Here is an 18,963-nt window from a genome sequence, read left to right on the forward strand (position 1 = left end):
GGCGGCGCGCGGCGATGCGTCGTCCCCGGCTCACCGACCGTCATGCCCGGCGGGCGGGGATCGGCGCGGAACGGTTCCGCCGGGACCGTGCGGGGGGACCACACGGGTCGCTCGTTGCACTACGGTCGGCCTGTGGGCAGCGTCGTCACGCGGAACCGGGTCAACGTCAGCGGCCCGCCCGAGGGGCGGCCGCTGGTCTTCGCCCACGGCTTCGGCTGCGACCAGACGCTGTGGCGCCTGGTCGCTCCCGACTTCGCCGTCGACCACCGGGTCGTGCTGTTCGACCACGTCGGGGCGGGGCAGTCGGACCTGTCGGCGTACGACCCGGAGAAGTACGGCTCGCTCGACGGGTACGCGAGCGACGTCGTGGAGATCTGCCGCGAACTGGCGCTCACCGACGCGGTGTTCGTCGGGCACTCGGTGAGCGCGATGATCGGGGTGCTCGCCTATCACCGCGCGCCCGAGCTCTTCGGTGCGATGGTGATGGTCGGGCCGAGCCCGCGGTACGTCGACGACGTCGACTACGTCGGCGGGTTCAGCCGCAGCGACGTCGCCGGCCTGCTCGACGCGCTGGACAGCAACCACCTGGGCTGGTCGGCGCAGATGGCGCCGGTGATCATGGGCAACCCGGAGCGGCCGGAGCTCGCCGAGGAGCTGACCAACAGCTTCTGCCGGACCGCGCCGCACATCGCCCGCCAGTTCGCCCGGGTCACCTTCCTCTCGGACAACCGCGCCGACCTGCACGGCATCGACGTGCCCACGCTGGTGCTGCAGTGCAGCGCCGATGCGATCGCCCCCGACGCGGTCGGCGAGTTCGTGCACCGGCAGATCCCGGGCAGCGTGCTCGTGCGCATGCGGGCCAGCGGGCACGTCCCCCAGTTGTCCGCGCCGGAGGAGACGACGACCGCCATCCGCGCGTTCCTGGCGACGTGACCGGCCCCGACGACCGGGGGGAGCGGCTGGACCGCCTGCTCGACGAGGACCCGGCGGACCTCTACGAGAACGCGCCCATGGGCTACCTGTCCGCGCTCCCGGACGGGCGGATCGTGAAGGTCAACCGGACGTTCTCCGCGTGGACCGGCCGGGCACCGGGCGATCTGCTGGACCACCGCTTCCAGGACCTGCTCAGCGTCGGGGGCCGGGTCTTCTACAACACCCACCTGGTGCCGCTGCTGCGGATGCAGGGAGCGGTGCGCGAGATCGCCATCGACGTCACCCGGATCGACGGCACGCTGCTGCCGTGCCTGCTCAACGCCGTCGAGGTGCGCGACGAGGACGGTGCCCCGCTGCTGATGCGGGCGACGCTGTTCGAGGCGACGGCGCGGCGCCGCTACGAGCGGGAGCTGCTGGCGGCGCAGCGGGTGGCGGAGGACTCCGAGGCCCGCGCGCGGGTGGTGCAGAAGGTCGTCTTCGACCTGGCGGCGGCGACGACCCCCGAGGACGTGGCGACGGTGATCGTGCAGCGCGGCCGGGGGGCGTTGCGGGCGGCCGGCGCCGCGCTGGTGCTGGTGGACGGCGAGGCGGACGACCCGCGGGGGCTGCCGGTGCTGCGGCCGGTGCGCTCGGACGGGCTGTCGGTCGAGCTGCTGCGGCGGCTGCGGGAGGCGGCGGGCACCCGGTTGGCGCTGGAACTCGCCCAGGGACTGCGGTCGATCGTGCTGGACGCCCGGCTGCGCGCCGACCAGCCGGAGCTGGCGGCGAGCATGGCGGCCGACGGGGTGACCGACCTGGTCGTCGTGCCGGTGACGGCCGACTCCAAGCGGCTCGGGGTGCTGGTGCTGGCGCGCGGTGCACCGTCGCCGGGCGACCTGATCAGCCTGGAGGAGCCTGGGGAGCACCGGCCGCTCAACCCGGCCGAGGTCGACCTGCTGTGGACGCTCGGCCGGCAGGCCGGGCAGGCGCTGGAGCGGGTGCGGCTGCACGAGGAGACCCGCCACCAGGGTGAGCGGGCCGCATTCCTGCTCGAGGCCGCGCGGCTCATGAGCGGGGCCCGGGACGTCACCGAGACGGTGCAGCGGCTGGCGGGGCTGGTGGTGTCCCGGCTGGCCGACGTCTGCGTCATCGACCTGGTCGCCGAGCACGGCGTGCACCGGCCGGTCGCGCGGCACCGGGACCCGGCCCGGCAGCCCCTGCTCGACCGGCTGCGCGCCCACCCGCCGGCGCGGTCGCCGCTGCACCCGTCGGTGCGGGCGCTGCGGGAAGGGCGGACGCAGTGGCTGCGCGACCTCGAGCAGGGGCGGGCGGTGCTCGACGCGGTCGCCCCCGACGACGTCTTCCGGGAGGTGGCCGGGCAGCTGGGGCTGGTCGGCGTGGTCAGCGTGCCGATGATCGTGGACGGCCGCCGGCTCGGCGTGGTGACGTTCGGGGCCGACCGGCAGCGGGCGCCGTTCACCGCCGCCGACGTCGAGGTGGCCGAGCAGCTGGCGCTGCAGCTGTCGCAGGTGGTGGACAAGGCGCTGCGCTTCGAGTTCGAGGAGCAGACCTCGCACACCCTGCAGGCCAGCCTGCTGCCACCGTCGCCGCCCGCCATCCCGTCCCTGGCCACTGCGGTGCGCTACCTGGCGGCGACCCAGGGGGTCGACGTCGGCGGCGACTTCTACGACGTCATCCGGCTGCCCGGGGACCAGGTCGGGCTGACCGTCGGCGACGTCGTCGACCACGACATCACCGCGGCGGCGACGATGGGGCAGCTGCGCAGCGTGACCCGCGCGATGTCGGTCGACAGCCCCTCGCCGGCCGTGCTGATCGAGCGGCTGCAGCACAACTGGGAGCTGTTCGAGCTGCAGCGGATGGCGACCGCGCTGTTCGCGACGCTGGACCCGGCGTCGGGGGAGCTGCGCATCGCCTCCGCCGGGCACCTGCCACCGCTGCTGTGCGCGGACGGCGGGGCGGAGCTGCTGCCGGTGCGGCCCGCCAGCATGCTCGGTGCGCCGCCGGGGCCCGCGCAGGAGTGGACCGGCGTGCTGCCGAGGGGGGCGGCGCTGCTGCTGTTCACCGACGGGCTGGTGGAGAGCCGGGGCGCCGACATCGACGCCGGGCTGGCCCGACTGGTCGAGGTGGCGGCGCGGTCGTGGAACGGCGACCCCGAGCAGCTGTGCGACCGGCTGCTGAGCGAGCTGACCGGGGAGCACCGGGCCGACGACATCGCCCTGCTGGCGCTGACCCGCGCCTGAAGGCCGGCGCCGACCACCTTCCGGACGCCGACGTTTCGGGTCACCATGGAGGCCCGACCCGGGAGGTGGCGGTCATGGACGCATCGGCTCGTGGGAACCCGGTCACCCAGGCGATCGACGGGGCGACCGGTGACTGGACGCTGTCGGGGGACGCGATGCGCTGGTCGCCCGAGCTGGCGGAGCGGACACCGGCCACCGGTGAGCTCGGTGGCCTGGAGGCGGGGTCCGGCGTCGGCGCCGCGCTCGGGCTGGACGTGCAGGGGGTGCGGCGGCTGGTCTCCGGCGCGCTGGTCTCGCTGGGCACGGTGGCCACCGACGTCGTCACCGAGCTGCGCCAGCTGACCCGCGGCACCGGGGACGGGGACGGGGACGACGCGGAGGGGTGAGGCGTCAGCCGGCCGCGCCGAGGCCGGTCCGGACTGCGGGTGGGGAGCCCGGCGGTCCGGCGTCCGCGGCTGCCCTGTAGAACGGCGGTGAGCACGGCCACCTCCGAGGGAGTCGCATGAGCAACTCGTTGACACTGGCGCCCGCACCGCGGTCCGAGGCAGCCGAGCAGGTGCGGGCCGAGGTGCGCGAGTTCCTCGCCGCCGAGCTGGCCGCCGGCACGTTCCGCACGCACGTCGACACCTGGCTCTCCGGCGTCGACCCGGAGTTCTCCCGGAAGCTGGGCGAGCGCGGCTGGCTAGGGATGACCTGGCCGAAGAAGTACGGCGGGCACGAGCGCTCGGCGATGGAGCGCTACGCCGTCACCGAGGAGCTGCTGGCCGCGGGCGCCCCGGTGGCCGCGCACTGGATCGCCGACCGGCAGTCGGGCCCGAACCTGCTCACCTACGGCACCGAGAAGCAGCGGCAGGAGATCCTGCCGCGCATCGTGGCGGGGGAGTGCTACTTCGTCATCGGGATGAGCGAGCCGGACTCCGGCTCGGACCTCGCCTCGATCCGCACGAAGGCGACCCGCAACGCCGACGGCGACTGGGTGGTCAACGGCGCGAAGGTGTGGACGTCGAACGCGCACCACTCCCACTACGGGATCGTGCTGGTGCGCACCTCGCCGGCGGACTCGGCCAACCGGCACGCCGGGATGTCGCAGCTGCTGATCGACCTGTCCCTGCCGGGCATCACGATCAACCCGATCCGCATCCTCGACGGCGGCCACCACTTCAACGAGGTGGTGTTCGACGACGTCGTCGTCCCGGGCGACATGCTGCTCGGCGAGGAGGGCAACGGCTGGCACCAGGTGACCGCGGAGCTGGCGTTCGAGCGGTCGGGCCCGGAGCGGTTCCTGTCGACATATCCGCTCGTCGCCGAGTTCGGACGTCGATGTGCGGACTCGGGTGACCCGGCGCAGCTGGCGGTGCTGGGGCGCTTGTCGGCGCGGCTGCTGGCGCTGCGGCAGATGTCGCTGCGGATCGCGGCGGCGCTGGACCGCGGGGAGCTGCCGAACATCCCGGCCGCGCTGGTCAAGGACGTGGGGACGACGTTCGAGGCGGACGTCATCGAGGAGGTCCGGCGGGTGGTCGACCTGACGCCGTCGCTGGCGTCGCCGGACCCGCTGGCGCGGGCGCTGGCCGAGGCGCAACTGCACCAGCCCGGCTTCACGTTGCGGGGCGGGACCAACGAGATCCTGCGCGGGATCGTCGCTCGTGGATTGGGGCTGCGCTGATGGCATCGGACCAGGACCTGGTGGTCGAGACCGTCCGGGACATCCTCTCCGGCTTCGAGCCGTTCGTGCTGACGGCGGAGCGGCCGTGGGACGCCGGGCTGTGGTCGGCGCTGGCGGAGGCCGGGCTGACCGGGGTGGGGCTGCCCGAGGAGGCCGGTGGCTCGGGTGGCGAGCTGGCCGACGCGGTGGCGATCGTGCGGACGCTCGCTTCCGGTGCGGGGGCGGTGCCGGTGGCCGAGCAGCTGCTGGTCGCGGGGCCGGCGCTGGTGGCGGCGGACCTGGAGCTGCCCTCGCCGGAGGAGCCGACGACCTTCGCGATCGCCGACGCGGTGACCGTGCACCCGGTCGACAACGGCGACGGCCCGGGGCGGTTCACGCTCTCGGGCACCGTCCCCGAGGTGCCGTGGGCGGGTGCGGCGCGGCACGTCGTCGTCCTGGCGCCGGCCCCGGCGGCGATCGAGGGGGCGGTGCTGGCGCTGGTCGATGTCTCCTCGCTGCCGGCCACCGACGCGGTCAACCTGGCCGGTGAGCCGCGCGGGTCGCTGGTGCTGGACGAGGCGGCTGCTGCCGGTGCCCTGCTGACCGAGGCGCAGGCGCAGGCGGTGCGGGCCCGGTACGCGCTGGCCCGGGCGGTGCAGCTGGGCGCGGCGCTGGAGCAGGTGCTCGCCTGGACGGTGCAGTACGCGGGGGAGCGGCACCAGTTCGGGCGGCCGCTGGGCAAGTTCCAGGCGATCCAGATGGAGCTCGCGGAGATGGCCGGCGAGGTGACCGCGGTGACGGCGCTGACCGATGCGGCGGTGCAGGCGCTGGACCGGGGCGAGAACGTCGTCCTCGCCGCTGCGGCGGCGAAGGTACGCGCCGGTGCCGCCGTCGAGGTGGTGGCGCGGCTGGCGCACCAGGTGCACGGGGCGATCGGGTTCACCCAGGAGCACAAGCTGCACCACCTGACGCGGCGGCTGTGGTCGTGGCGGGACGAGGCGGGCAGCGAGCTGGTGTGGTCGCGGGTGCTGGCGTCTGGGCTGCTGGCCGACGGGCCGGACGGGCTCTGGCCGGCGCTGACCCGCGCCGTCTGACCTGGTCGGCCGCCGCCTCGTTCAGACGGTCTCGGGTACCCGGAGTTCGGCCACCACGAGGTCGTAGGTGGCGACCTCGACGACCTGGGCGCCCATCTGGCGGGTGAACTCCTGCCGCAGCTCGATGGCGCGTTCCAGGGCCTCGTGCATGGCATCGCGGGAGTCGTAGGTGACGGCCGTGGTGGCGCGCCCGGTCGTCGGCTGCACGAGCACGCTCACCGAGCAGAAGCCGGGGAGGTCCTCCAGCCGCGGGATCATGCTGACGCCGAACGCATCGGTCATCCGGTCGAGTCGTTCGGGCTTGCCGTGGGTCCAGGTGACGCGGGCGCAGGCGCCTTCCGGTGCGGGGTGCATGCGGTGGAGGACGGCGATCGACCACTCGTCGACCACCGCCGGGCCGCCGAGGATGTCGCTGGCCCGGGCGCGCATCGCCTTCACCTGGTTGGCGCTGCGGTGCAGGGCGGTGGAGTCCTCCCAGGCGGTGGTGACGATGCAGCGGCCGGAGTGCCGGTCGACGAGCATGGAGAGGCCGATGAAGCCGTCCATGCCCGTGACGGCGGGGAGCACGCGGTCGCGGATGTAGACGATGCCCCGATCGACCTGCACGGGATTGCCGGCGATGGTGGTGGAACGCGCGTACATGCGACGGGTCCTCTCGCGAGCAGCCGAGCCTCCGGCGGGTGTTGCTTGGCTGCCCACTGTCCTCGCTCGAGCGCTGCTTGGGAACAGTCCGGACGGATGCGTTCCGCGGGTCAGTGGAGCAGTGGATCGGGTGGGGCGTCCTCGTCGAGCCAGGGTGGGTCGGGTTCGGGTTCGTGGCACCAGCCCGGTGGTCGGGTGGTCCGGGAGATGCCGCTGGGGGTTCGCACGATCAGGCGTCCGTCGGCGAGCAGTTGGAAGCGCCAGCCGCGGGCGAAGGTCTTGATGCGGTGGTGCCGGCGGCACAGGCAGCAGAGGTTCCAGCAGTCGGTCGGGCCGCCGTCGGCGTGTGCGGTGCCGTGGTCGATGTCGCAGCGGCCGGGGCGCCGTCGGCAGCCGGGCATGCGGCAGTGCCGGTCGCGGACGTGGAGGAAGCGGCGTTGCCCGGCGGTGGGGCCGTAGGCGGTGGTCGGTGCCGGTGGGCCGAGGCCCGGCCCGCTCCGGGGCTGGTGCCCGGTTGGGGTGGATCGGCTGGTCGGGGCCTTGCCGCGCGTGCGGGAGGGGCGCTGGTGCCCGGCGGCGCGGCGGAGTTGGCGGTGGGTGGCGACGGCGATGAGCCGGCCGTCGGCGGGGTTGCCGATGGCCACCTGCACGCATCCACCGGTGGGTGCGGCGCCGATGCCGAGCAGGTCCAGTTCGCGCAGGATCTCCCGGCAGTGGGCGGCGGTGACGACCTCACCGGCGACCTCGGCGGCCGGCTGCGTGCCGCGCTCGCGGTCGGGGTCGTGCAGGGAGGGCAGTGGGGCGTGGATGGTCAGCTGGGCGGTGACCGGCGGCCGGGAGGTGTCCCAGGGGCGGAGGATCAGGTCGGCGGCGACGGCGGCCCGGAGGACGCCGATGGGCCGGGAGTCGCCGTCGGCGCGCAGCAGCTGGGCGTACTGGTCGATGGCGTCGGCGCAGGCGGCGGCGAGGTGGACGGGCAGGTCGGCGACGAGCTGGCTCATTCCGTCGCCGGTGCGGCGGGTGGTGACGTCGGCCCGCTTGGCCGCTTCGGTGCGGCGTTTGTCGAGGGCGTCGGCGTCGAGGCGGGCCAGTGCCCGGCGTACCCGGGCGCGCAGCTGGGGGACGGTGAGCCGGCCGGCGTCGGGCAGCACGCGGCGTTCGACCTCGGCGATGACGGCCGGCTTGGCCGTGGCCAGCAGGTCGACCAGGGCCCGCATCTTCCGCACGTCGATGCGGCCGGCGTAGAGGGCGTCCCAGGTGCCGGTGAGCAGGGTGGTGAGCAGGATCGACTCGACGGCGAGGGCTTCGGCCTCTGCCTCGGTGCAGCCGCGGATCATCGCCAGCTCGGTCACGAACGTCTCGCTGACCAGGGCGAGCACCTCGGAGCGGCGGAGCCGGCTGTCGAGCCCCGGGCCGCCGAGCGGGCCGAAGTCGCGGTCGCGGTCGATGGAACGGCGGCGGGCGAGCGCGGTGATCGCTTCGGCGCGCTGGGCGGCGTACCGGGCTTCGCGGGCATCGGCGGCCCAGATGTCGGCGACCAGTTCCAGGTCGCTCAGCCCGGGGGCGTCGGTGTCGGGCACCCAGGGGATCGGCACGCCCTCGTCCGGCGCGCGGGGAGGCTCACCGGGGAACACACCTGCACGGTAGAGCCGACCACCGACAGTCTCCGCAGGTCAGTCGTAGGGATTGGTCAGGACGGTGCGGGCCTGGAGGACGTCGAAGGTGACCGGTGGTCCGTCGGTTGTGGTGGTGCCGGGGACGTCGGCCTCGGCGCTGCCGTCGACGGTGAAGGTGGCGCCCCAGGTGACGGTGAGGTGGGCTGTGTAGTTGCCGGGCCGGTAGCTGTGCCGGATGGTGTGGTCCGGGTACGGCGCGCCGGGGTCGGTCGTGGTGATCTGGCCCGTGGCGTCGCCGGTGTGCCAGGTGAACTGCTCGGCGCTGGCTTCGATGACGACGGTGAAGCCGCGGATGTCGACGGTGAAGGTCTGGGTGGTGGGGGAGTCGGTGTAGAAGATGACCGGCAGGCCGGTCAGGCCGTCGCCCGGCGGCTGGTGCTGGGTGGTCAGCTGCGGCAACGGGAGCGTCTGGAAGTAGCGGAACACCTCGTCGGGGGACGGTGGCGGGTTCAGAGCCGTGATGTCGATGCAGGCCCGCGTTCCGACGATCCATGGCCCGACTGGCGTGCCCACCGGGGCGTCTCCGATGGGGAAACCATCGATAGTCCTCGTCGCGTTCTCCGGGCCTGAGAGAGCCAGGCGTCGCTGCTCGGCGACGAGGTCTTCCACGACCCGTCCGGGTGGTGACGGGCACTGGAAGAAGTCACTCGGTCGGCATCCGCCGTCTTCGCGATCACTGATGACGCAAGGCCGAGACAGTCGGTAGGTGTATGGGTGCTCGACTGGAGCGCCATTAGTCGCCACCCAGGATCCACCCGGCATCTGCTCCAGGTATGCCGCTGTAAGCGACCCTCTCCCTGTCTCAACGCTGGGGCATTCACCGCGGCGGCATTCAGAATTGGGTGCCGCTTTTGCAGTGGGTGCGGCTGCCACGAGGGATGGCGCGACGGTCAGCAGGGCCAGCACCAGTAGGAGAGCAGCCCTCAGCCCAGCGGTCACCCCAGCGTCAACTCAGTGAGAGTCCACGAACTCTTCAAGGAGTCCCAGACCGTGATCGCTCCCGACGACAATGAATTCTCTCCGTCGAACGTTAGGTCTGCCACCGGCTTCCCACTGGGATCTACAACCGTCATGGGCGCCTGGTCTGCCAGGAATGCCGATTGCGCCTCTTCTGGCGCCGTGACAATCACCGACATGTCGCCGGAGATGGTCAGCTCCCCGCCCTGATAGCTGTAGCCCTCGGCGGCGTCCTTCTCGGTTTCCTGCGCGATTCGCTCGCAGACATCGCACCCGTCACTCGCAAAGAGTCGCAGATGCTGAGGGTCCATCGTCTCGAGCGAGTGGTTGAGCAGAGCGAAGTAATAGCGGACGAAGGCTTCTGCGCCGGCCGCATCCTGCGTGCGGGCCTCATCCGGCATGGGCATGTCGGCCGGGCCCAGCGGCGGGAGCGCCTCGGTGGTCGGAGCGGCCGCCGTCGTCGGCAGGGTGGTGTTCGTTTCCTGCTTCTCCGAGCACCCGGTGAGCAGCACGGTGCCGGCCAGCACGCAGCCGAGCGTCGTCCGGACCAAGCCCCCACGGAGATCACGCACAGCGGGAGACTACGCAGAGTTCGGCTGCATCCGGTTCCGTAACTGTGGACAGCCGCCGCGTGCCGCCGGATCGGGTGACCGCCCCGGCGCACGAGACCTGGCTCACCGGCGCACAATCCGGAGCCGACGAGCACCGCAGACTGGGGGACGCATGAGCACGGACAGCGCCGCGACGGGGGAGCACCCCTTCGACACCAGCGGCATCGAGCTCGGCTCGGACGGCATCCGCCGCTACACCGGCCTCCCCGTCAACCTGGTCCGCGTCCTGCTGGCCCAGGCGGCGACGCGCGCGGACAGCACCGCGATCGTCGAGCTGGGCGGCGGCGAGCTCACGTACGGCCAGCTGTGGGAGCGGGCCATGCGCGTCGCGGGCGGCCTCCGCGACGCCGGCGTCCTCGCCGGCGACCGGGTCGCGGTCCAGCTGCCCAACGGCATCGACTGGGTGCTCGCCTTCTGGGGCGCCCACCTCGCCGGCGCCGTCGTCGTCCCGATGAACACCCGCCTCGCGCCGGCCGAGGCCGACTTCATCCTCGCCGACTGCGGCGCCGCCTACGTCGTCCGCCCGGGGCAGCCGCTGCCCGACGGGGAGCCCGGGGAGGTGCCCGACCCGCAGCACACCGACGTCGCCGCGCTCTTCTACACCAGCGGCACGACCGGCCGCCCCAAGGGCGCGATGACCACCCACGAGAACTTCCTGTCCACCATCGAATCGGTCATCCGCTGCCGCGATCTCAGCCGCGAGCCCGGCGTCCGGCACGCCACGCTGATCTCGGTTCCGCTGTTCCACGTCACCGGCTGCAACTCCCAGTTCCTCACCCAGATCGCCCTGGGCGGCACCTCGGTGCTGATGCCCCGCTTCGAGCCGGGCGCCTTCCTCGCCGCCATCCCCGAGCACGGCATCACGCTGATCACCAGCGTCCCGACCATCTACGAGCTGGTGCTCCGCCACCCGGCCCTGGCGACGACGGACGTCTCCACCGTCCGCACCCTCAGCTACGGCGGCGCGCCGATCGCTCCGGAGCTGGTGCACCGCCTCCGCCAGGCCTTCCCGAACGCCCGGCTCGGCAACGGGTTCGGCCTCAGCGAGACCAGCGCCCTGGCCACCTTCCTCCCGCACGAGTACGCCGAAACCCACGCCGACGCCGTCGGGTTCCCCACTCCGGTGAACGAGGTGTGCCTCGACAAGGCGGACCCGGTCACCGGGGTCGGCGAGCTGCTGGTGCGCGGCCCCAACGTCGTCGCCGGGTACTGGGGCGACCCGGTGCGGACGGCGGAGACGTTCGTCGACGGCTGGCTGCACACCGGCGACCTCGCCACCCTCACCGACGGCGTCGTGCGCATCGTCGACCGCGCCAAGGACATGATCAACCGCGGCGGCGAGAACGTGTACAGCGTCGAGGTGGAGAACGCCCTCGCCGAGCACCCCGACGTCCTCGAGGTCGCCGTCGTCGGTGTCCCGGACCCGGTGATGGGGGAGAAGGTGGGCGCCGTCGTCCTGCCGAAGCCGGACGTGGACGCCGGCCGGCTGGTGGCGTCGCTGAACGACTTCGCCCGCGAGCGGCTCGCCGACTTCAAGTGCCCGCAGTTCGTGCGGGTCATCGACGGCCCGCTGCCACGCAACGCCGGGGGCAAGGTGCTGAAGAGCCCGCTGCGCGAGGCGGAGGGCTGGGTCGCCGTCCCGCGGTAGCGCTACGTTGCCGGGGACCGCGTCCCCGGCGACAGGAGCCTCCGTGCGCATCGGCATGCCCATCTCCTACAGCGGCGGGTTCGACGAGACCGCCGCCGTCATCGCCGAGTACGAGAGCGCGGGCCTCGACACGGTCTTCGTCGCCGAGGCCTACTCGTTCGACGCCGTCAGCCAGCTCGGCTACCTGGCGGCGCGGACGACGACGGTGGAGATCGCCTCGGGGATCCTCAACATCTACTCCCGCACCCCGGCGCTGCTGGCGATGACCGCCGCCGGCCTGGACTTCGTCTCCGGCGGCCGCTTCACCCTCGGCATCGGGGCGTCCGGGCCGCAGGTGGTCGAGGGCTTCCACGGCGTCCCCTACACCGCCCCGCTCGCCATGACCCGCGAGGTCGTCGAGGTGTGCCGCGCCGTCTGGCGGCGGGAGAAGCTCGACCACCACGGGAAGCACGTCGACGTGCCGCTCACCCCCGAGCGCGGCGGCAGCGGGCTCGGCAAGCCGCTCAAGCTGATCAACGAGCCGGTCCGGCCGCGGATCCCGATGGTGCTGGCGGCGATCGGGCCGAAGAACGTGGCGCTGGCCGCCGAGCTGTTCGAGGGCTGGCAGCCGGCCTTCTTCCTGCCCGAGGGCAGCGCGACCGCGTTCGGCGACGCGCTCGCCGAGGGGGCGGCGCGGCGCGACCCCGAACTCGGTCCGCTGGGCATCGTCGTCGACACCCAGCTGCTCATCAGCGAGGACGCCGACGAGCGGGCCGCCGCGCTCGACCGGGTGCGGGCACAGCTGGCGCTCTACGTCGGCGGCATGGGCGCCCGCGGCAAGAACTTCTACAACGACCTCGCCGTCCGCTACGGCTACGCCGACGAGGCGACGACGGTGCAGGACCTCTACCTGGCCGGCCGCAAGGAGGAGGCCGCCGCCGCGCTCCCCGAGGAGTTCGTGCGCGGCGTCTCCCTCATCGGGCCCCGCGGCCACGTCGCCGAGCGGGTCGCCGCCTTCCGCGACGCCGGCGTGACGACGCTGAACGCGACGCCGCTGGCCGCCGAGCACGCCGACCGGCTGCGCGCGGTCGAGACCTTGAAGGCGCTCGCGTGACGGCGCTGCCCGCTCACGAGCAGGAGTTCGTCGCGCTCACCGCCGAGTTCGTCGACCGGCGGGTGCGCCCGCGGGTGGCCGAGTTCGAGGCCGAGGACCGTTACCCGCACGACTTCATCGAGGAGATGAAGGCGCTCGGCTTCTTCGGCCTGCTGGTGCCCGAGGAGCACGGCGGCAGCGGCGTGAGCACCGCCTGCTTCGCCCGCGTCACCGAGGAGCTCGCCCGCGGGTGGATGAGCCTCGCCGGCGCGATCGGCGGGCACTCGGTCATCTCGCACCTGCTGGCGACCGTCGGCACCGACGAGCAGCGCGCCCGGTACCTGCGGCGCATGGCCACCGGCGAGATCCGGGCCACGATGGCGCTCACCGAGCCCGGCGGTGGCAGCGACCTGCAGGCGATGCGCACCCACGCCGTCCGCACCGGCGACGGCTGGGCGGTCACCGGCAGCAAGACGTGGATCTCCAACGCCCAGCACTCGCAGCTCATCGGCCTGCTGTGCCGCACCGACCGCGACGCCGTCCCGCCGCACACCGGCATGAGCGTGCTGCTGGTGGAGCCCGGTGACGGCCTGGAGATCTCGGCGAAGATCCCCAAGCTCGGCTACCGCGGCATCGAGGCGTGCGAGCTGACCTTCGACGGCATGCGGGTGCCGGACGACGCCGTCCTCGGCGGGGAGCCCGGCCGCGGCTGGGTGCAGATGATGCGCGGCCTCGAGGTGGGCCGCGTGCAGGTCGCCGCCCGGGCCGTCGGCGTCGCGCAGGCGGCGCTGGCCGCGGCCACCCGGTACGCGCAGGAGCGCGAATCGTTCGGCGTTCCCATCTGGAAGCACCAGTCGATCGGCAACCTGCTGGCCGACATGGCCACCAAGGTGCAGGCCGCCCGGCTGCTCACCGCCGACGCCGCCGAGAAGCTCGACGGCGGCGCCCGCGCCGACATGGAGGCCGGGATGGCGAAGCTCTTCGCCTCCGAGGCGGCGATGCAGGTGGCGCTCGACGCCATGCGCGTGCACGGTGGCTACGGCTACTCCAGGGAGTTCGACGTCGAGCGCTACTTCCGCGACGCGCCGCTGATGATCCTCGGCGAGGGCACCAACGAGATCCAGCGCACCGTCATCGCCGCGCAGTGGATCGCCCGCCACCCGATCTAACGGCCCCAGCCGTCGACCAGCGGCAGCACGCTGCCCGAGGCCGCCACGTGCAGGCTCCAGGTGCCCGGCGCGCGGTCGTCGTCCAGCACCGACCGGAGCCCCTCCGCCCAGGCGTCGTCCTCCGCGGTGATCACCGGCTCGCCCGGCCGGCACAGCGCCAGCGCCAGGTGGCCGCCTCCGCCGAGCTGGTCGTCGACGACCGAGCCGTGCACCTCCCGCAACCCCACCAGCAGGGCGGGGTCCGGGAGGAGCGGCAGGTCGTCGACGGGCACGACCACCGGCAGCTGGCGGCCATCGGTGCCGAACCAGGTCAACCAGAGGCTGCGCGCCGCGAACACGGGCGAATCGAGCACCGACCGCCAGCGATCGGAGAGGTCGGCGGCAGAGCGGATCCGGGCATCGGCGAGGGGAGACGTCGTCATGCCCGTCACCGTGTCAGCTCGCGCGGACCCCGGACGGGTTGTCCACAGGTCAGCGGTGGCCGATGCCCCCGGGGCCGTGGTCAGCCGGCACCTGCTCGCCCGCCGGCGGCGGGCCGGGCGGGGTGCCGTCGCCCCACGGGCGGTCGCTGAGCTGGTCGCGGTTGTGCCGCATCAGCCAGCCGGAGGTGTCGGGGCCCTTCGGGATGATCTGCGTCGGGTTGATGTCGGCGTGGACGACGTAGTAGTGCTCCTTGATCTGCGGGAAGTCGATCGTGTCGCCGAACCCCGGCAGCTGGAACAGGTCGCGCGCGTACGCCCACAGCACCGGCATCTCGGAGAGCTTCTGCCGGTTGCACTTGAAGTGGCCGTGGTAGACGGTGTCGAACCGCGCCAGGGTGGTGAACAGCCGGACGTCGGCCTCGGTGATCTGCCCGCCCATCAGGAAGCGCCGGTGCTCCAGCCGGTCGCTCAGCCAGTCCAGCGCGGTGAACAGCCGGTCGTAGGCCTTGTCGTAGGCGCCCTGCGACCCGGAGAACCCGCACCGGTACACGCCGTTGTTGACCTCGGTGTAGACCCGCTCCATCACCTCGTCCATCTCGTCCCGCAGGTGCTCGGGGTAGAGGTCCGGGGCGCCCTCGCGGTGGTGGGCGGTCCACTGGGTGGAGAAGTCGAGGGTCATCTGCGGGAAGTCGTTGGTGACGACGGCGCCGCTGGGGACGTCGACCATCGCCGGCACCGTGATCCCGCGCGGGTAGTTCGGGTCGCGGGCGAAGAAGGCCTCCTGCAGCCGCTCGTAGCCCAGCACCGGGTCGCGGCCGCCGGGGTCGAGGTCGAAGGTCCAGCTGCGCTCGTCGTGGGTGGGGCCGCACAGGCCCATCGAGATGACGTCCTCCAGGCCCAGCAGCCGGCGGACGATGACCGCCCGGTTCGCCCACGGGCACGCCCGCGCGACGACGAGGCGGTAGCGCCCCGGCTCCACGGGCCACGGGCTGGAGCCGTCGGCGGTGATGCGGTCGGAGATGTACTGGGAGTCGCGCTTGAAGTCGGCTTCGACGTATCCGGATCCGCTCTTTTCCTTGCTCACCGCCCCAGCCTCGCGGAACGGGCCCGGCCGCGCGAGGCGGGGCGGGTCAGAGCCGGCTCGTGGTCGCGTCGTCCTCGGCGCCGGCGAAGTAGTGGTCGAGGACCTCGCGGAAGACCGGCTGGTCGGGGGCGGCGTGCGCGAACAGGGTCATCGACGACCGCAGCTTCCGGGCGTCGACCGGGCCGAGCACAGCGTCGGGGTCCTCGGTGTCCAGCGTGGTGAGCGCCCGGGCGCACTCGACCAGCCGGCGCCCCAGCACCGGGTGCGCCAGGTACGCCCGGGCCTCGTCGAGGCCGGAGAGCGCGAAGCGCTGCGCCATGCCGCTGCGGCCCAGCCCCGCGATCTGCGGGAAGACGAACCACATCCAGTGGGTGCGCTTCTCACCGGCGCGGAGCTCGGCCAGCGCCTGGTCGTAGGTCTGGGCCTGGGCGTCGAGGAACCGGCGGAGGCCGAAGGGGTCGCTCACCGGCCCAGCCTGCCGCACCCGATGAGTTCCCGGCGCCCGGGGCGTCTGCACTGCATGGAGACGACGACCGTGGACCTGGGACCGACCACCGCGGAGCTGGCGCGGGTGGTCGCCGGCGTACAGGACGACCAGCTGGCGGATCCGACGCCGTGCAGGGGCATGCCGGTGGCCGGCCTGCTCGACCACCTCCTCGGCCTGGCCCTGGCGTTCCGGCTCGCCGCGCAGAAGGCGCCGGCAGAGGGCGGCCCGTCGGCGGACGCCGCCGACCTGGCGCCCGACTGGCGCGCGCTGCTGCCGGCGCGGCTGGAGGCGCTCGCCGCCGCCTGGCGGCGACCCGGCGCCCGGGACGGCGAGGCCGAGGTGGCCGGGGTGCGGATGCCCGCGGCCGCCATGGCGCTGGTCGCCCTCGACGAGGTCCTCGTGCACGGCTGGGACCTCGCCGTCGCCACCGGGCAGCCCTACCGCCCGGACCCGGCGGCCGTCGAGGCGTGCCTGGAGTTCGTCGGCGACCGCAGCGATCCCGCCGGCGAGCCCGACGGGCTCTTCGGGCCGGTCGTCCCGGTGCCCGACGACGCCCCCGCCCTGGACCGGCTGCTCGGCCGCACCGGCCGGGACCCGCGCTGGACGGCGACCGGCGCCGGCTGACCAGGGTTCATGTCGAAGCCGTGTCATCTCCGGGGCAGGGCGCGTGGTCGCGGCGTCACCGGGGCACCGGAGCAGCGGCTCGACGGACCAGAGGGGGGACCCATGCGCAGGACCACGCGGATGCTCGCCGGTGCGGTGCTCGCCGCCGGGGTGGGCCTGACCGGCTGCGGCGGGGACGACGAGGCGGACCCAGGGACGGGCGTCCCGGACGTCTTCCAGGAGGAGGAGGTCGGCAGCCCCGACCCGGTCGACGGTGGCGAGGAGGACGCCGACGGCGTCGACCGCGGGACCGGTGGCATCGACGAGGACGACAACACCGGCTCCGACCCGGGGACCGGGGAAGAGGACGCCGGCAGCGTCGACGGTGAGGACGGCACTCCCAGCACCGAGGAGGGCGAGAGCAACAACTGACGCATCGGGCAACTGGGAGCTCGCTCACGTCGTGACCGTCCCGTCACAGCCCCCGTCCTGCCGATAAGGGCTGGTGGGTAGCGGTCTTCTCACGACCCCCGCTGCCCGGGGGGCACTGCATGAGCGAGCGACGACGGCGCATCGGCGACGGGCTGGCCGTCCTGGCCGGCGCGCGGCCGGATGTGCTGGCCGCCGCGCCCGGGGCCCGGCCCAAGTTCGTGGCGCTGGGCGGCGTGCTGCTGAGCACGGGCGCGCTCGCCGCCGTCTCCGCGGCGTTCGCGGTCGCCATGGCGCTGGGCGTCTGGTGGCCGCTGGCGGTGCTGGTCGGCCTGGGCTGGGGCGCGGTCGTGGTCAACCTCGACCGGATGCTGCTGGTCGGGATGGCGCACGACGCCTCCCTGAAGCGGAACTTCGCGATGGCCGTGCCCCGCGTCGGGCTGGCGCTGGTCCTCGGCGTCGTCGTGGCGACACCGCTGACGCTGCAGGTGTTCCACAAGGAGATCGACGCCGAGATCGTGGCGATGCAGGCCGAGGCCGCCGATGCGCACCGCCTGGCGCTGGAGTCCGACAGCCGGTTCGCCGGGCTGCCCGCGCTGCGGGAGCGCATCGCCGCGCAGGAGGCGGTCGTCGCCAGCGGGGGAGCGGCCGATCCCGGGCTGGAGGTGGTGCGCGCCGGCGTCGCCGAGAAGCAGGCGGCGTACGACCGGGCGGTGTCGCTGCAGCGCGACCTGGACGCCAAGGCGCAGTGCGAGCTGGACGGCACCTGCGGCACCGGCGACGCCGGCACCGGGGAGGCCTACCTGCAGGCGCGCGCCGCCGCCGACGCGCAGACCGCCGTCGTCACCTCCGCCCGCGCGGAGCTCGACGCCGCCGTCGCCGCGGTCGGCGCCGCCGAGGGGCGCAGTGCCGCGCTGGCGTCGTCGTCCCTGGACGGCGACCGCGCCGAGCTGACCCGGCTGACCGCCGAGCTGGAGCGGCTGCAGGCCGCGTTCGACACGCAGAACGAGGGCTCCGGGGGCATCCTGCTCCGCCTGGAGGCCCTGGACCGGCTGGGCGAGCGGAACGGCACCCTGGCGGCCGCGCAGTTCATGCTCTCGCTGCTGTTCATGTGCGTCGAGGTGCTGCCCGTCCTCATGAAGCTGCTGCTCAACTTCAGCCCGCCGACCGCCTACGACCGGCTGGTGCAGCTGCGCGACTCCGGTGACGTCGAGCTCGAGGAGATGGCGCAGGAGTCCCGGCGCACCGTGGCCGCGGCCAAGGAGGAGCTCCTGGTGCTGGCCGAGCGGGAACGGGTGGACCGGCAGAAGGAGGCGATCCTGGCCCGCCGCCGGGCGGCGCTCGCCGAGGTCGCCGCCCGCACCGGGGCGGCGCGCAGCGAGAACCAGCGCGCCGAGCAGCCGGCGGCCGAGGAGCCGGTGGAGGCGCCGCGGCAGCTGTGGGACACCGGCCCGATCCGCGAGCTCGCCGCCCGCACCGTGCGGTCGGTGCGCCGCCGCCCGGTCGACCGGACGCCGACCACCGTCTGACCCCCACCGCCCCGGACCTCCCCGCGAGGTCCGGGGCGCTGTGCGTCCGCCGGCAGTTCGCTGCGGATCGCCGCCCGCGCCGCCGTCCCGCCGCGCGGCTGTGGCAGGGTTTCCGCGTCAGCCGACCGGGCCGTCCGGCCCCGGCTCCCGCGTGCCCCCGCGCCGCGGACCCGATGACTCCCGCACCCCGACGAAGGACGTTCCGCCATGAGCACCGACGACCCGAACCCGACCGGCGCCACGGCGGGCGCGGGCCGGCCCGATCCCGCGATCGTGCCTCCCGTGCCGGCCGCCGCCGGGCCCACCGACGGCGTGGGCACCGGGGCCCTCCCCGGCGGGGTCGTGCCCGGCGCCGGCGTCCCCGGTGGCGCGGCGCCCGCGCCGGACGAGCAGCAGGGGAGCGAGCCCGGCTGGGCGTCGCGCAATCGCGGCCTGCTGATCGCCGCGCTGGTGGCCGTCGTGGTGGCGGCGATCGCCATCGCCGGGCTCATCCTCTGGCGGGGCGGTATCGACGACGACAACGCCGCCACCGAGGCCGCGGTCACCCGCGCGCTCGCCGAGCAGGGCGGGCAGGTGGAGACCATCGAGTGCGACGGCGACACCTGCGCCGCGATCATCGGCGGCCAGGCCTACACCGTGCTGGTGCAGGAGGACGAGAACGGGCAGCAGCACTTCGGCGTCGCCGCCTACACCGGCGACTGAGCACCGCGCCGACGCGGGCCCCG

At 73.9% G+C, this 18,963-nt stretch carries 19 protein-coding genes; 12 read left to right on the forward strand and 7 right to left on the reverse strand.

The window, feature by feature from the left end; translation table 11 throughout:
* Positions 1–132 precede the first annotated feature (132 nt).
* From ACI79S_RS01915 to ACI79S_RS01935, 5 genes are all read left to right on the forward strand, one after another.
* A complete protein-coding gene (locus tag ACI79S_RS01915; protein ID WP_456591749.1) occupies positions 133–933 on the forward strand; it encodes an alpha/beta fold hydrolase in 801 nt (266 codons plus the stop codon).
* Positions 930–3,173, forward strand: coding sequence for a SpoIIE family protein phosphatase (locus ACI79S_RS01920; protein ID WP_456591750.1), 2,244 nt, complete (start codon positions 930–932; stop codon positions 3,171–3,173). The genes ACI79S_RS01915 and ACI79S_RS01920 overlap by 4 nt, the downstream gene beginning before the upstream one ends.
* A gap of 74 nt (positions 3,174–3,247) precedes the next feature.
* Positions 3,248–3,559, forward strand: coding sequence for a hypothetical protein (locus ACI79S_RS01925; RefSeq protein WP_456591751.1), 312 nt, complete (start codon positions 3,248–3,250; stop codon positions 3,557–3,559).
* Between the two features lie 116 nt (positions 3,560–3,675).
* Complete coding sequence (locus ACI79S_RS01930; protein ID WP_456591752.1) at positions 3,676–4,836, forward strand: acyl-CoA dehydrogenase family protein; 1,161 nt, start codon at positions 3,676–3,678, stop codon at positions 4,834–4,836.
* The gene (locus ACI79S_RS01935) at positions 4,836–5,909 is read left to right on the forward strand and encodes an acyl-CoA dehydrogenase family protein (RefSeq protein WP_456591753.1); all 1,074 of its coding nucleotides are present in this window, start codon (positions 4,836–4,838) and stop codon (positions 5,907–5,909) included. Before ACI79S_RS01930 ends, ACI79S_RS01935 begins: the two co-directional genes overlap by 1 nt.
* Positions 5,910–5,930: 21 nt before the next feature.
* Here the strand turns inward: ACI79S_RS01935 and ACI79S_RS01940 are convergent, their stop codons facing one another.
* From ACI79S_RS01940 to ACI79S_RS01955, 4 genes are all read right to left on the reverse strand, one after another.
* The gene (locus ACI79S_RS01940; protein ID WP_456591754.1) at positions 5,931–6,551 is read right to left on the reverse strand and encodes a hypothetical protein; all 621 of its coding nucleotides are present in this window, start codon (positions 6,549–6,551) and stop codon (positions 5,931–5,933) included.
* 110 nt (positions 6,552–6,661) lie between these two features.
* Positions 6,662–8,185, reverse strand: coding sequence for a DUF222 domain-containing protein (locus tag ACI79S_RS01945; RefSeq protein WP_456591755.1), 1,524 nt, complete (start codon positions 8,183–8,185; stop codon positions 6,662–6,664).
* Between the two features lie 39 nt (positions 8,186–8,224).
* The gene (locus ACI79S_RS01950; protein ID WP_456591756.1) at positions 8,225–8,740 is read right to left on the reverse strand and encodes a hypothetical protein; all 516 of its coding nucleotides are present in this window, start codon (positions 8,738–8,740) and stop codon (positions 8,225–8,227) included.
* A 422-nt stretch (positions 8,741–9,162) separates the two neighbouring features.
* The gene (locus tag ACI79S_RS01955; protein ID WP_456591757.1) at positions 9,163–9,711 is read right to left on the reverse strand and encodes a DUF6318 family protein; all 549 of its coding nucleotides are present in this window, start codon (positions 9,709–9,711) and stop codon (positions 9,163–9,165) included.
* A 196-nt stretch (positions 9,712–9,907) separates the two neighbouring features.
* Here ACI79S_RS01955 and ACI79S_RS01960 point away from each other — a divergent pair, with 196 nt between their 5' ends.
* Genes ACI79S_RS01960 through ACI79S_RS01970 form a run of 3 tightly spaced genes read left to right on the forward strand, consistent with a single transcriptional unit; the run spans position 9,908 to position 13,684 of the window.
* A complete protein-coding gene (locus ACI79S_RS01960) occupies positions 9,908–11,443 on the forward strand; it encodes a class I adenylate-forming enzyme family protein (RefSeq protein WP_456591758.1) in 1,536 nt (511 codons plus the stop codon).
* Positions 11,444–11,486: 43 nt separating this feature from the next.
* Positions 11,487–12,536 carry an LLM class F420-dependent oxidoreductase gene (locus ACI79S_RS01965; RefSeq protein WP_456591759.1) on the forward strand — a complete coding sequence of 350 codons (1,050 nt, stop codon included), beginning with the start codon at positions 11,487–11,489 and terminating at the stop codon, positions 12,534–12,536.
* Positions 12,533–13,684: an acyl-CoA dehydrogenase family protein gene (locus ACI79S_RS01970; RefSeq protein WP_456591760.1), complete on the forward strand. Its 1,152-nt coding sequence runs from the start codon at positions 12,533–12,535 to the stop codon at positions 13,682–13,684. The genes ACI79S_RS01965 and ACI79S_RS01970 overlap by 4 nt, the downstream gene beginning before the upstream one ends.
* Here the strand turns inward: ACI79S_RS01970 and ACI79S_RS01975 are convergent.
* Genes ACI79S_RS01975 through ACI79S_RS01985 form a run of 3 tightly spaced genes read right to left on the reverse strand, consistent with a single transcriptional unit; the run spans position 13,681 to position 15,656 of the window.
* Entirely contained in the window at positions 13,681–14,106 is a 426-nt protein-coding gene (locus ACI79S_RS01975) for a hypothetical protein (protein ID WP_456591761.1), read from the reverse strand. The two genes, ACI79S_RS01970 and ACI79S_RS01975, sit on opposite strands and share 4 nt — an antisense overlap.
* A gap of 49 nt (positions 14,107–14,155) precedes the next feature.
* Positions 14,156–15,190 carry a glutathione S-transferase family protein gene (locus ACI79S_RS01980; RefSeq protein ID WP_456591762.1) on the reverse strand — a complete coding sequence of 345 codons (1,035 nt, stop codon included), beginning with the start codon at positions 15,188–15,190 and terminating at the stop codon, positions 14,156–14,158.
* A gap of 46 nt (positions 15,191–15,236) precedes the next feature.
* On the reverse strand, positions 15,237–15,656 hold the full coding sequence (locus tag ACI79S_RS01985; protein ID WP_456591763.1) for a DUF1810 domain-containing protein: 420 nt from the start codon (positions 15,654–15,656) through the stop codon (positions 15,237–15,239).
* A gap of 69 nt (positions 15,657–15,725) precedes the next feature.
* On the opposite strand from ACI79S_RS01985, the gene ACI79S_RS01990 reads away from it, so the two are divergent.
* From ACI79S_RS01990 to ACI79S_RS02005, 4 genes are all read left to right on the forward strand, one after another.
* Positions 15,726–16,301 carry a TIGR03086 family metal-binding protein gene (locus tag ACI79S_RS01990; RefSeq protein ID WP_456591764.1) on the forward strand — a complete coding sequence of 192 codons (576 nt, stop codon included), beginning with the start codon at positions 15,726–15,728 and terminating at the stop codon, positions 16,299–16,301.
* Positions 16,302–16,403: 102 nt separating this feature from the next.
* Entirely contained in the window at positions 16,404–16,712 is a 309-nt protein-coding gene (locus ACI79S_RS01995; RefSeq protein WP_456591765.1) for a hypothetical protein, read from the forward strand.
* Between the two features lie 119 nt (positions 16,713–16,831).
* Positions 16,832–18,238: a DUF4407 domain-containing protein gene (locus tag ACI79S_RS02000; RefSeq protein WP_456591766.1), complete on the forward strand. Its 1,407-nt coding sequence runs from the start codon at positions 16,832–16,834 to the stop codon at positions 18,236–18,238.
* A gap of 207 nt (positions 18,239–18,445) precedes the next feature.
* The gene (locus ACI79S_RS02005; RefSeq protein ID WP_456591767.1) at positions 18,446–18,940 is read left to right on the forward strand and encodes a hypothetical protein; all 495 of its coding nucleotides are present in this window, start codon (positions 18,446–18,448) and stop codon (positions 18,938–18,940) included.
* Positions 18,941–18,963 lie beyond the last annotated feature (23 nt).

It is taken from the genome of Blastococcus sp. SYSU DS1024 (assembly GCF_054050795.1).

Coding starts and splice junctions, on each gene's coding strand:
- ACI79S_RS01925 (WP_456591751.1), top strand. CDS start 3,248: ATGGACGCATCGGCTCGTGGGAACCCGGTCACCCAGGCGATCGACGGG.
- ACI79S_RS01930 (WP_456591752.1), top strand. CDS start 3,676: ATGAGCAACTCGTTGACACTGGCGCCCGCACCGCGGTCCGAGGCAGCC.
- ACI79S_RS01935 (WP_456591753.1), top strand. CDS start 4,836: ATGGCATCGGACCAGGACCTGGTGGTCGAGACCGTCCGGGACATCCTC.
- ACI79S_RS01940 (WP_456591754.1), bottom strand. CDS start 6,551: ATGTACGCGCGTTCCACCACCATCGCCGGCAATCCCGTGCAGGTCGAT.
- ACI79S_RS01960 (WP_456591758.1), top strand. CDS start 9,908: ATGAGCACGGACAGCGCCGCGACGGGGGAGCACCCCTTCGACACCAGC.
- ACI79S_RS01975 (WP_456591761.1), bottom strand. CDS start 14,106: ATGACGACGTCTCCCCTCGCCGATGCCCGGATCCGCTCTGCCGCCGAC.
- ACI79S_RS01995 (WP_456591765.1), top strand. CDS start 16,404: ATGCGCAGGACCACGCGGATGCTCGCCGGTGCGGTGCTCGCCGCCGGG.
- ACI79S_RS02000 (WP_456591766.1), top strand. CDS start 16,832: ATGAGCGAGCGACGACGGCGCATCGGCGACGGGCTGGCCGTCCTGGCC.
- ACI79S_RS02005 (WP_456591767.1), top strand. CDS start 18,446: ATGAGCACCGACGACCCGAACCCGACCGGCGCCACGGCGGGCGCGGGC.